Consider the following 12414-nt stretch of genomic DNA (forward strand, 5'->3'; position numbering starts at 1 on the left):
GTGCTTCAAGCGTTTAACCAAATGTTAACAAAACTTCTGCTAATTTTTACCTCGTTTTAAGATAATCTGATGTAATTCGTCAACCCGCGATTTGGTAAGGGATAAATCGTGATTCTCTATTTCAAAATCGACCAGTTTTTTCTTTTGGTCGTCACTCCATTGTTTGGCCATCCTGGCTTCAATTTCTTCCAGGGAACTATTATCGCGTTGTTGTAATCTTTTTATTTTTTCTGCTTTATCAGCAGTAACTAAAATATTTATATCGCATTTTTTATAACCGCCGGCTTCAAACAAAATTGCTGCTTCATAAATTACATAAACCGAATTCTGCTCGTTTTTCCAGCTTTCAAAATCTTTGGCTACGGCTGGGTGAATTATTGCGTTAAGTGCCTCCAGTTTATCAGATTCATTAAATACTACAGAAGCGATATGTTTACGATTGGGCGTTTGGCCAGAATAAGCTTCTTTACCAATAAGCGCGGTAACTTTTTCCCTTATCTCTGCTGAAGTTTCCAGGAGGCGTTTCCCGGCATCATCGGCAATATAAACCGGGACGCCTTTTTCTTTAAAAAAGCCGGCCACGGTAGTTTTCCCGCTGCCAATACCGCCGGTGAGTCCCACTACCATCATCGTTTTATAACAAATTGAATTTTACGCTCGTTAAGCCGAAGATTTCTCACCATTAAAGGCGCTTCTGCAATCCTGGCGATAATAAAATCGTCGCCATCATCTATATCATTAAAATCGCAAACCACCCTAAAGTTTTCGGCTTTCACCATTTCGTATTGCTTTAAATTCACCTGATAATACACCAAAACTTCTTTCGGAAAAATAGCAATATTGGTATCTTCGGGCTTATTTAGAATTTCTACCGGCACTTTTACACTGCCTTCGGTAAACTTCTCTACTTCCTGGCTATAGGTAACCTCGGTATTATAAAAACTCAACATTCCCAGGTTGGTAGTATCAATTTTAACCCTGCCGGAAACATTAGTATTAATGTTGTTGATCTTTAAATAAACCGTATTTAAATTTTGAAGGGTATCAATAATATTTTCGGGGCCGCTTACCTGTACCGAATCGGGTTGCAGGCTTACCGGCTCCCCTGCCGAATAACCTACCGCGTAATTAAGATCTATACGTGGCCTAACATTTACCCATTTATTCTTTTTAGGCTGAAATTCTACCGAAAGGCTTTCCTGGATAAAACGGGCTTTTTCAAAATTGATATTCACCTGCTCTTCCAAAACTTCGCGGTTGGCTTCAAAATTATAAACCAGCTCGCCATCTTCTTCTGTGGCTTTGCCAAGATCTAATTCCACCCTGGGTTTAAAGATCTGGTAGTACCAAATAGCAAAACCTTTATCCTGAATTCTTAATTGTAAATTATCTGGCCGTTCTTTAGATAGGGTTTTATCTAAAGGTACATTTTCATAAGAAACCGGAATATCTATTACTTGCGTATATTCTTTAGAAATTTGAACAAAAAACCAAATAAGTGAAGAAAACAGCAAGAAAAACCCGAAGCTTTTTAAGCTGGATTTTTTTATAGAAATTCTTTTAAATCTTATGTTTTTAAACATTTTTAAAGAATAAATTCGGGAATTCGTGTTCCGGGTCCTGTTTTAAAATATGAATATGCCAGAGGGATTTTATAAAGCCATAACCATATCCAAAAAATTGTACCAAAGTGGCATAAACCGCCAGGAAACCAATTCCTAAACTTTTATTTTTAATAGCGGCATCTATGGCAATAATCACAAAATATAGTACATATAAAAGAAATAACCACCAAATTCCCAGTTTTAAAAGCAAAATAGCGAATAAAAAGCCTAAACTAAAAACCGCGGGAAACCAATAAGTGATTTTCCCCGAGCCTGGATGCCATTTATTGAGAATTGGCCGTACCATCCCAAATTTTTGAACCTGGGTATAGAATTTAGACCAGTCTATGCGGCGTTTATGAAAAACCACCGCACCTAGAATTAAACATAATTTATATCCCATTTTTTTAAGCCGAAGCGAAAGATCGGGATCTTCGCCGGGATGAATTTTCCCGAATCCGCCGGAAGCTTCAAAGGCGTTCTTTGAAATCCCCATATTAAAACTCCTGGGCTGAAAATCATTTACCGCCGACTTTTTACCTCGAATCCCACCAGTGGTAAGAAAAGAGGTCATGGAATAATCTATGGCTTTCTGAATCTTGCTGAATGAAGGATGAGAAGCATCTGGCCCGCCAAAACAATCGCAGTAATCCTGCTGAAGGAATTTATCTACTTCCTGCAGATAATTTTCAGGTAATAAAACATCAGAATCCAGGATAAGAAAGTAATTGCCTTTGGCTTTTCGCATCCCAAAATTCCGGGAATCTCCGGGGCCTGTATTCTTTTTGTAGTGGTAACTAATGTTGAGTTGTTGCTGGAACTCGGTTGCAATACCTCCAGAAGAAATACTGGAACCATCTTCTACAAGCACAATTTCAAAATCCCGATCAAACTTAAGTTTGAGCATACTCTCTAACAACTCCCTCACCTCCCCGGGGCGGTTATATACAGGAATTATAAAGGAATAGTTTAATTTCATTTAAGGAATTGATTTGAGGATTGAATGCCGTGTAAAATCATTTTTTAAAATCATCGGCTAATTTCCCGGGTTCCTGACGGGTATCAAAAAAGGTAAGAATTCTAATTTCCTCATCATTAAATTCGTAATAAATGGAGATTTGTTTAGTGAGCACACACCTTCTTAAACCTTTCACTTTTTCAGATTCCGGAAAACTTTCCGGTTCTTTTTTTATGATTTGAAGGTATTCATCTAAATGCATGATGAAATTTGTCTTCACTTTAAGAGACCATTCCTCTACAAGGTATTCAAGAAGAGCTTCTAATTTTTTTTCCGCAATAGGAGAAATTATAAGCCTTCTATTCATTACTTATGTTTACTTATAAACATCTCATAATCGGTGTAATTTCCATTTTCAATTTCCTTCCTTGCGTCTTTGATCTCTTGTTTCTGTTCAGCATTTAATTCATCCCAAAAATCAGGTGAAGTCTCTTTTTTAAGGATTTTCTTTATAGACTGAATAATCTCGGGATCGTTAGTATTTAACAGCAGTTTTGCTAACTCTATTTTCTCAGTTTGAATATCCATAATTTAATAAATGTGTAATAAAAGTACGAAACCCTGTTTAATTAAATTCATATTTCAATTTTAAAAAGAGCTCTAATCCAGCTACTTTTATCTTAAATTTCCGAAACCGTCACCCTGAACCCTTTTATAGAGTCAGCTCGATGATTATTCCTTCAATAATTTATCAACTTCGCCTTTTAGAGGCTCTAAATCCCTAACAATAATGGACCACAAAATTTCATCTGAAACAGTATCATAACCGTGGCTTATCCTGTTTCGTGTATCGACAATTTTTCGTGCATTCGTAATAGAAAAATCTGGATTTGATTTCAGAACTCTATTAACCGCTTCTCCAATAATTTCCAGGTTTCTTTCAATAGCACGTTTACCTTTTAAGTCGTTGAGAAATTCATTAAAATCTCTGTTTTCCGGTAAAAAGGAATATATTTCAGAAATCGCCTGTCTAATATCTTCCAACCAGGCTTTAACTTCATTCTCCATAAATGTGGAGTTTGGTTTGATCAATCTCCTGCTTTAAAAACTTATTTTTAATAGCTTTTAATTCCAGTAAATCAATTCTTCTTTTAAAGATTTTCTCAAGGTTAAATTTTAAATCGAAATATTTATCGGAATAAGAAAGTGGATCTTGATCATCTATATCAACCACAAAATCAATATCACTTTCGGGTCTAAGTTTATCTTTAACTATAGACCCGAAAACAAATAATGACTTAACTTTATTGGTATCACAAAGCTTTTTTATTTGATCGATATGTTGATTGATTTCTTTCATCTTAACCTATCAAATATACTAAAAACCTGTTTGATCACTTCACTAAGAAGGGTGACATATTAAAGCAAGATTTCCCAATCAAGTTTGGGAAGATTTTCCTATTATCTTAGATGCTGAAATAAATTCAGCATGACGTGAAACCAAAACGTCATGCTAAACTTATTTTTTTATTTCTCCTCCTGGCCTTTAATAAAAGACTCCATAACTTCCTGACTTACGCCCATATTGGAAAAACCACCATCGTGGAAAAGGTTTTGAAGCGTAACTTTTTTAGTTAGATCAGAGAATAAACTTACCGTGTAATCGGCACACTCTAAAGCGGTAGCATTACCAAGCGGCGACATTTTATCAGCGTAAGCAATAAAGCCGTCAAACCCTTTTACACCCTGTCCTGCAGTGGTTGGGGTTGGCGATTGTGAAATAGTATTTACTCTCACTTTATGATCTTTCCCAAAGAAATAACCAAAGCTACGTGCAATAGATTCTAAAAACGCCTTATTATCGGCCATATCATTATAATCGGGAAATACGCGCTGGGCAGCCATATAGCTTAGTGCAACAACACTTCCCCACTCGTTCATTGCTTCTTTTTTGTAAAGCACCTGCATAGTTTTATGAAAAGAAACCGCAGAGATATCCCAGCCTTTTTGGGTGAAATCGTAATTCTGCTCCGTATAATGATTCCCCTTTCTAACATTTACCGACATCCCGATAGCGTGAAGCACGAAATCTATTTTTCCGCCAAGGATCTCCATAGATTTTTCAACCAGGTTTTCCAGGTCTTCAATTTTAGTAGCATCAGCAGGAATAATCTCTGAACCGGTTTTCTCGGCCAGCTCTTTAAGAGTTCCCATTCTTAACGCAATTGGAGCATTGGTAAGCACAAATTCTCCGCCTTCTTCCTTAACACGCTCAGCGGTTTTCCAGGCGATAGAATTCTCGTCTAATGCGCCAAAAATAATTCCTTTTTTTCCTTTTAACAGGTTGTATGACATAGTGATAAATTTTTTCGTTTTGTTAGTATAAATCAGCCCGGAGCAAGCTCACAAAGCGATTTGGATATAAAATTTATATTCCGGGGCCCGCCCGAAATTTTTTAAATCCCGATTATCGGGTAAAGATAGCAAAATTACTTTCAGGCCATAGTTTTAATCCAGGAGTGCACGTGCGTGAGCCCGCGCCGAATCTCCAATATTTTTACCGCCAAGCATCATTGCCAGTTCTTCTACACGCTCGCTGCCTTTTAATTCTTCTATCTTGGTAGTAGTGGCGTTAGCAGAATCTTCTTTAAAAATCTTAAAATGACTGTTTCCTTTCCCGGCAATTTGCGGTAGGTGGGTAATAGCAATTACCTGCATGGCATTCCCCATTCGTTGTAAAATACCGGCCATTTTTTGCGCAATATCTCCTGAAACTCCCGTATCAATTTCATCAAAAATAATGGTTGGAAGTTTACTTTGTGCCGCGAGAATACTTTTAACCGCTAGCATAATCCTGGAAAGTTCCCCGCCAGAAGCTGCTTTTTTGATCTCTTTAAAATCGCCGCCTTTATTCGCTGCCAAATACCAAAATAATTCATCCTGTCCGTTGGCTAGAAAATTCGCAGCTTTTTTTAATTCAATTTTTAAACGGGCGTTTGGCATCCCAAGATCGGCCAGTAAACTTTCGGCTTCTTTGATAAAAGTCGGTACTATTGCTTTTCGTTTTTCGTGGAGTTTTGCAGCCACAGCTCCCAATTTGGTTTCCTGTTTTACAATGGCGTTCTCCAATTCTGAAAGTGCATTTTCGGCATTTTCACTTACCGAAACTTTTTCCTGAAGTTCATCTTTGATCTTCAGTAATTCGGCAATATTTTCTGCGGAATGTTTTTTCTGTAAATTATAAATTAGCTGAAGCTTTTGATTGGTGGCTTCCAGCTCTTCAGGGTTGGCCTCTACCCTATCTAACGCATCACTTACTTCTGAAGAAAGATCGTCTAATTCAATAATTACACTTTCAATACGCTGATGCAAAGCTTCATAGTTAGCAGATAAATTGGCAATCCTGGCCAGCGAGGCACGAGCCTGTTTTAAGCTGTCTAAACTTCCAATTTCTTCCTGCTCCAGTAAATTTAAAGCTGCACTTAGGTTTTCGGTAAGTTCTTCAACATTGCTCAATTCTTCGTAACGGGTTTCCAGTTCTTCCTGCATCCCGTTTACCAAACGCGCTTCTTCAAGCTCATTCAGTAAAAATAAATTATAATCGTATTCTTTTGTGGCCTGTGCCTGTTCTTCTTTTAATTCTACCAGTCGCTTTTGTAGCTTTTTATAAGCTTTTAATTCGGTTTTATACTCTAACAGCAAAGTTTCACTATTAGCAATGGTATCAATTACCTGAAACTGGTAATCGTTATTTCCGAGACTCAAAGTCTCGTGCTGACTATGAATATCAATTAAATATTCCCCAAGCTTATTAAGAGAAGTCAGTTTTACCGGCGTATCGTTTACAAAAGCCCGGGATTTCCCTGAAGCCAGAATTTCACGCCTAATAATGGTATTTTCTTCATAATCCAGGTCTTCAGTGATAAAGAAATCTTTTAGCCTGTAATTGGAAATATTGAAGGAACCTTCTATCACGCATTTCTTATCAGTATCACGAATACTTCCGTAATCGGCGCGGTTACCTAAAAGGAGCCCAAGTGCGCCTAGCATAATAGACTTACCGGCACCCGTTTCACCTGTTATTATGGTAAAGCCTTCCTGAAGTTTGATATTTATATCCTCAATTAAGGCGTAATTTTTTATAGATAGAGCTGTGAGCAAAGTGTACTAAATTTGGGCTAAATATACGGGAGAAATTTTTCCCAATCAACAATAAACTTTGGGTAAACCCGGAAGTTATATCAAAAGGGAAAAATTTGATTATACAGACGTTTGCTAAAGAAATAATACTTTTCAAATGTATATCCGGTTTCCCTCATAGAAGTGAATTTAAGAAAAAATCGTCATGCTGAACTTGTTTCAGCATCTAACACGAATAGTACCTACCCTTCAATTTAGGCCTCCGATAGAAATCAGAGCAGGCTCTGAAACCAGTTCAGGGTGACGTCTAAATTTTAAAGTATGAGTGTTTACGGATATTCAACTTTTAAACCGAGATGATCGAGTAAAAATCTCTTATTGAATATTTCGCCAGTTTCGGGCATATCGTGGTGCCAGGCTACTTAAAGTTTCGCTAAAACGAGGGCGATTAATATCTGGCCCTCCGCTAAAGATCTGTGTTACTTCATCGGCTTTGGCATCAAAGAAAGTTCTAAGCAGCAAAGAATTTGCCCGCCTCGAATTCATAGTGGTTAAACCTTCTATTGCATCAGCAATAGCTATTTTCCCGGCTTCAGGATCTTTATGCATCACATCTAATCCCTGGCGGTGATATTGATACAAAGCGCTACGATATTCAGTGAACATATTAGAAAGCAAATCAGAATTCAAACGAAAACGAGAGCTTTGTCCATCGGCTCCACTCCAGCCGGTTCTACCGCTTTGTTGTGCGAGATTTACAATTCGATTGGCTTCCTGGTAATATTCGGTGCCGCCTTCGGGTGCAAAGGAATCGGCGTCCATTCCTAAAATGGTATATACATAGAAAGAAACTACCGAAACCAGGTTGTTGGAAAATGAATTCTGACTATAATTTAAAGGCTGATATTCCCGGTAATTAAAGCTGAACTGATTATCGTTAAAGTTAAAAATCGGACTCACCATATTAGAGCCGTAAACCGGTCTTGAAGACTGCACCTGGATAGTACCGCTGAAAGATTCACCTTCAAACTCATTGATGGTGATAAACATACTACAGTTAATGCGTTCTCCAGGTTGAAATTCCTCATCGGTCCATGAGGTTTGGTTTACAAATTCCCTAAGGGAACTTTCTAAAGTTCTAAAAACAGAAAGATTGCTTTGTCCTGTTTGCTCGGTATTGATCACTATTTCGCAGTTGAGTTCCTGGGCAGCAGCAAAAGGCATCCCGGCCACTAAAAGAATAAGAAATAGCAATTTACGCATCTAACAAATGTACAATTTCGTTTAAAATATCGGTTGCAACCTCGGCCTTGGGTTTTAGATCGAAAGCCTTTTCTGAATCTTTATACACCAAAGTGATCTTATTGGTATCTTTTTTAAATCCGGCGCCGGTATCGTTCATAGAATTAAGCACGATAAAATTCAGGTTTTTCTTCAACAGTTTTCCCCGGGCGTGCTCTAATTCGTTATTGGTTTCCAGGGCAAAACCAATTAGTTTTTGATGGGTTTTCTTTTCCCCCATCGATAAGAGAATGTCCTGGGTTTTGGTAAGTTCCAGGCTTAGGTTTTCTTCGGCCTTTTTAATTTTTTGCGCCGCTACTATCTTTGGCTTATAATCTGAAACCGCGGCAGCAGCAATAGCCACATCTACATTTTCAAAATGATCATGTACAGCGGTGTACATTTCTCTTGTACTTACTACTCTAATTAGGTTGATCTTTGGATCATCGATTTCCAAATGTGTAGGACCGGAAATAAGGATCACCTCAGCTCCAAGTTCAGCGGCTTTTTTAGCAAGTTCAAAGCCCATTTTTCCACTGGAATGGTTTCCAATAAAACGAACCGGGTCTATGGCTTCGTAAGTTGGCCCAGCGGTAATTAAAATTTTCTTTCCCTGCAGAGGTAAGTTTTCAGAAAAATATGTTTCTAAAAATTCGATAATCTCTTCGGGCTCTGCCATTCTCCCTTCGCCTTTTAAACCACTGGCAAGTTCACCCGTTCCTGCGGGAATCATAATATTTCCGTAGGACTTAAGGCTCTCAAAACTCTTTTTTGTGGAAGGGTGTTTATACATATCCAAATCCATTGCAGGTGCAAAGAATACCGGACATTTAGCTGAAAGATAGGTTGCGAGCAAAAAGTTGTCGCTATTCCCCGTAGCCATTTTAGATAAGGTATTGGCAGTGGCAGGGGCCAAAACCATAAAATCGGCCCAAAGGCCGAGTTCTACGTGATTGTTCCATTGCTCATCTTCATCGTCTTCGGTAAAAGAAGAAAACACTTCGTTCTTGGAAAGTGTTGAAAGCGTAAGCGGTGTAACAAATTCTTTTGCAGCCGGCGTCATCACGACTTTTACCTGTGCACCGGCTTTAATAAATAATCGTACTAAAAATGCAGATTTGTAAGCGGCAATACCACCACTTATGCCCAAAAGCACTTTTTTGCCTTTTAGTACAGACATCTTAATTAAGCTTCTGCTTCTTCAGAATCTTTAGTATTCCGGTAATAGATCTTACCGTCTAACCATTCCTGGATAGCAAGCGCGTGTGGCTTTGGAAGTTTTTCGTAAAACTTAGAAACCTCAATTTGCTCTTTATTTTCAAAAATCTCGTCAAGACTGTCGTTATAAGTCGCAAATTCGTCAAGCTTCTCCAACAATTCTTTTTTGATCTCAGAATTTATTTGGTTTGCTCTTTTTGCAACCACAGAAATAGCCTCGTATATATTGTTAGTTGGCTCGTCTACCTTGTTCTTATCGAAGGTAATTGTGTTAATTGGTGCGTCTGTCTTTTTAATATCCATCTTTCTTCTACTATTAAAAATTTTGTAAGCGTGATTTTATGTCTTCGGTTGAAGCTTCTATGGCTTCAGAATATTCACCTTCAGGGTAATATTTTTTATACTCCTGGGAATATTCCAGGGCTTGTTGCAGTCTTTCCTGCATTAAATCTCTAAAACTATTTACTGCCAGTTGGTAAGCAGAATCAAACCTGTAATAATGGGCGTCTTCTCTAAAAGGAGACCCGGGATTATTAGAAAGGAAATTAGTAAAGGAAGTAATTGCTGCCTGGTAATTACCGGCTCTAGCCTCTCCTGTTAGATGATATTGTTTGGCAATTTCGTATTCCTTTTTTTCCAGTTTTATACGTAATTCGGCTGCCATATCGTTGGCTTCTTCGGCGTGCTCGCCTTCAGGATAAGTGTTTAAATAAGCCTGAAGTTCTGCAATTGCTTTATGCGTATCGGTTTGATCAAGATCGTATCTTGGAGAAAGCTCGTAGAAACTTCTCGCCTTTTTAAAAGCGGCTTCTTCTACCTTATCACTGTTAGGATAAGATTGCTGAAAACGCTCAAACTCGTATGAAGAAAGGTAAAAATCCCCTAACTGGTAGTAGGTGTTGGCAAATAAATAACTGAGTTTCTCACCTTGAGGCTTCCCGCGATATTGCGGAACAATTTGCTCAAATAACCTAAGGGCCTTACGATATTTTTTATTGCTATTTTCTTCCTGGGCTTCATTGTACAGCTCTTCAGCATAGGTATACTTTGCGCCGGCATCATCACTTTTTAGTAAGGTTTGATACTCCCCACAGGATACAGTTAAAATTAAAACTGTTACTAATAAAATTGCTTTCTTCATCATTTGTAAAAACATCTGGCAAAAGTACATTTTTCTTCAGTATAAAAAAAACTTTGTGTTGCAGGCTTAGATAACTCAAAATGTGCCTTCTTATTATCCTGAAAGAAAGATAATCTAAGGCTTTTGCTGAAAAAATAAAAGGTCTAAGAAATTATTCTATCGTCAAGCTGAACTGGTTTCAGCTTCTAACATTGATCGACTGGCAATTTATTAGATCCTGAAATAATCCCAACGCTTCGGGAAAGAATGACGATATTTAAAACTTTTTAGACCTTGTAATTAATAATTTTAGCTAAAATTCTTCAAAAAATCTTCAATCTGCTGCTGAAGTGCTGGTGTGGCTTTCACCAGCGGTAATCTCAGGTTGTTCTGAATACTTTGTTTTAGAGCAAGTAAAGCTTTAATTCCTGCAGGATTTCCTTCAGCAAAAATCAAGTCTATAGAGCGCTGTAATTTATAATGAAGTTCGTAAGCTTCAGCAGGTTTCCCTTCTAAACCTAGCGAAACCATTTTAGAGAATTCAACCGGGAATCCCTGTGCTATTACCGAAATCACTCCTTTTCCGCCGGCTAAAACCATAGGCAGGGTAAGCATATCGTCTCCAGAAATTACCAGGAAATCTTTGGGTACCAAGCTTATTAATTTCATTGCCTGCACCATATCGCCGGCAGCCTCTTTTACGCCGATTACATTGCTAAAATCGCGGGCAATACGGTTTATAGTTTCCGGCAGGATATTAGACGCAGTTCTTCCCGGTACATTATAAAGAATTATTGGCAACGGGGAAGCGGCAGCCACAGCCTTAAAATGCTGGTAAATACCTTCCTGGGTTGGCTTATTGTAAAAAGGAGAAACCGAAAGGATAGCTTCAAAGCCAGAAAGATTTGCAGCTTTGAGTTCTTCGCAAAGGGCGTATGTATTATTGCCTCCCATTCCCAATACCAGAGGCAAACGTTTATTATTCTTTTTTACAACCGTATTTATTACAAGCTGTTTTTCTTCTTTATTAAGACTGGCGCTTTCGGCGGTAGTTCCTAAAACCACCAGGTAATCTATTCCATTTTCAATCTGGTTTTCTACCAGGTTTTCCAGTGCTTGCACATCTACAGATAAATCTTCCTTAAAAGGAGTTATCAAAGCCACACCGGTACCAATAAATGAGTTCATTGCTGTTTAAATTTTTTATGATAATCGAAAAGATTTGCGGAATTTCACCTTAAAACTGAAAAATGCAAAATTTTCGGGCGACAAATGTATAGATTTCGACAATTTAAAGGACCAAAATCTGCTTTTGTATTTAAACAAAAGCACATATTTAACAGCTTTGTTTTTTCTGTTAAAAAATAAACAGGAATTAGCTTTCGCTTTTTAGAGAAGGTTCAATAAACGCAGCTTTCTCTCTGGAGTTAGAAAAAACAGCAAACTAAAGATTAAGCCATTATACCACAACAAATTACCGGTAATTAAAATAGCAGAATCTTTCATATAAAAATAAGCGGAATCCCTAAACACATTTGAAAAAATAAAAGTAAGAACCAGCGTGATAAAATAAATTGATTTTTTTGAGTAAGAATTCAAATAATAAATAAGGGAAATAATGCCCATTACCAGTAAGACGCCGTAATAAGCTATATAAATGCCAAATTCAAGTTCATCACTCATATATTGTTTAAGTTCCAGCACGTGGGTAAATAGCAAATAAGCATTTATGGCTATTAACAGAAAAAAATAAACCAGTATGGTTTTACTGGCAGTTTCCAGTTGGGTATTCTGCAAAGCTTCCCTGCTTAAACCAAAATAGGCGATAATATAAAAGAAGAAGGAAATAAGAGTTAAGTTATTAGTATTAAATATGAAGCCATTAATTTGAGCCAGAAAGAAAAAGATAAAAAAGAGTATAGCATTCAAGCTCATATTTTTTTTAAGCTTGATATAAATACCGGCAAGGCCGGGCACAAAAATAAGCTGTGTGGCCTGCATTAACCAATCGGCTTCAGCTATGGCAGCATATAAATTTATAGCTAGAAGCGGAACGAGTAAAATTAAAATGTATTGAAAAAGACTCATTTTCA

At 37.6% G+C, this 12414-nt stretch carries 15 protein-coding genes; all 15 read right to left on the reverse strand.

The genetic code is table 11. From position 1 onward, the window contains the following. Positions 1–39 precede the first annotated feature (39 nt). On the reverse strand, positions 40–630 hold the full coding sequence (gene coaE, locus AO058_RS16510) for a dephospho-CoA kinase (protein WP_075327541.1): 591 nt from the start codon (positions 628–630) through the stop codon (positions 40–42). Further along, positions 627–1583 carry a CdaR family protein gene (locus tag AO058_RS16515; protein ID WP_075327542.1) on the reverse strand — a complete coding sequence of 319 codons (957 nt, stop codon included), beginning with the start codon at positions 1581–1583 and terminating at the stop codon, positions 627–629. The genes coaE and AO058_RS16515 overlap by 4 nt, the downstream gene beginning before the upstream one ends. After that, positions 1576–2583, reverse strand: coding sequence for a glycosyltransferase (locus AO058_RS16520; protein ID WP_075327543.1), 1008 nt, complete (start codon positions 2581–2583; stop codon positions 1576–1578). Before AO058_RS16520 ends, AO058_RS16515 begins: the two co-directional genes overlap by 8 nt. 37 nt (positions 2584–2620) lie before the next feature. Continuing rightward, a complete protein-coding gene (locus AO058_RS16525; protein ID WP_075327544.1) occupies positions 2621–2929 on the reverse strand; it encodes a type II toxin-antitoxin system RelE/ParE family toxin in 309 nt (102 codons plus the stop codon). Continuing rightward, complete coding sequence (locus tag AO058_RS16530; RefSeq protein ID WP_075327545.1) at positions 2929–3150, reverse strand: hypothetical protein; 222 nt, start codon at positions 3148–3150, stop codon at positions 2929–2931. The genes AO058_RS16525 and AO058_RS16530 overlap by 1 nt, the downstream gene beginning before the upstream one ends. A gap of 144 nt (positions 3151–3294) precedes the next feature. Next, the gene (locus tag AO058_RS16535) at positions 3295–3630 is read right to left on the reverse strand and encodes a HepT-like ribonuclease domain-containing protein (protein WP_075327546.1); all 336 of its coding nucleotides are present in this window, start codon (positions 3628–3630) and stop codon (positions 3295–3297) included. Further along, entirely contained in the window at positions 3620–3922 is a 303-nt protein-coding gene (locus tag AO058_RS16540) for a nucleotidyltransferase domain-containing protein (RefSeq protein ID WP_075327547.1), read from the reverse strand. The genes AO058_RS16535 and AO058_RS16540 overlap by 11 nt, the downstream gene beginning before the upstream one ends. A gap of 167 nt (positions 3923–4089) precedes the next feature. Further along, entirely contained in the window at positions 4090–4917 is an 828-nt protein-coding gene (locus tag AO058_RS16545) for an enoyl-ACP reductase FabI (protein ID WP_075327548.1), read from the reverse strand. 153 nt (positions 4918–5070) lie between these two features. Next, positions 5071–6723, reverse strand: coding sequence for a DNA repair protein RecN (gene recN, locus AO058_RS16550; protein WP_075327549.1), 1653 nt, complete (start codon positions 6721–6723; stop codon positions 5071–5073). A 354-nt stretch (positions 6724–7077) separates the two neighbouring features. Then, positions 7078–7965, reverse strand: a complete 888-nt coding sequence (locus AO058_RS16555; protein WP_075327550.1) for a type IX secretion system protein PorD — start codon at positions 7963–7965, stop codon at positions 7078–7080. Beyond that, positions 7958–9163 carry a bifunctional phosphopantothenoylcysteine decarboxylase/phosphopantothenate--cysteine ligase CoaBC gene (coaBC, locus tag AO058_RS16560; protein ID WP_075327551.1) on the reverse strand — a complete coding sequence of 402 codons (1206 nt, stop codon included), beginning with the start codon at positions 9161–9163 and terminating at the stop codon, positions 7958–7960. Before coaBC ends, AO058_RS16555 begins: the two co-directional genes overlap by 8 nt. A gap of 5 nt (positions 9164–9168) precedes the next feature. After that, complete coding sequence (locus AO058_RS16565) at positions 9169–9504, reverse strand: DNA-directed RNA polymerase subunit omega (RefSeq protein WP_075327552.1); 336 nt, start codon at positions 9502–9504, stop codon at positions 9169–9171. A 13-nt stretch (positions 9505–9517) separates the two neighbouring features. Further along, entirely contained in the window at positions 9518–10345 is an 828-nt protein-coding gene (locus tag AO058_RS16570; protein WP_232228858.1) for an outer membrane protein assembly factor BamD, read from the reverse strand. A gap of 285 nt (positions 10346–10630) precedes the next feature. Beyond that, positions 10631–11509 (reverse strand): 4-hydroxy-tetrahydrodipicolinate synthase, encoded by an 879-nt coding sequence (gene dapA, locus AO058_RS16575; RefSeq protein WP_075327554.1) that lies wholly within the window; start codon positions 11507–11509, stop codon positions 10631–10633. A gap of 201 nt (positions 11510–11710) precedes the next feature. Further along, the gene (locus tag AO058_RS16580) at positions 11711–12409 is read right to left on the reverse strand and encodes a hypothetical protein (RefSeq protein ID WP_143083626.1); all 699 of its coding nucleotides are present in this window, start codon (positions 12407–12409) and stop codon (positions 11711–11713) included. Positions 12410–12414: the final 5 nt, after the last annotated feature.

The sequence above is a fragment of the Salegentibacter sp. T436 genome (assembly GCF_001932675.1).
GTDB lineage: Bacteria > Bacteroidota > Bacteroidia > Flavobacteriales > Flavobacteriaceae > Salegentibacter > Salegentibacter agarivorans.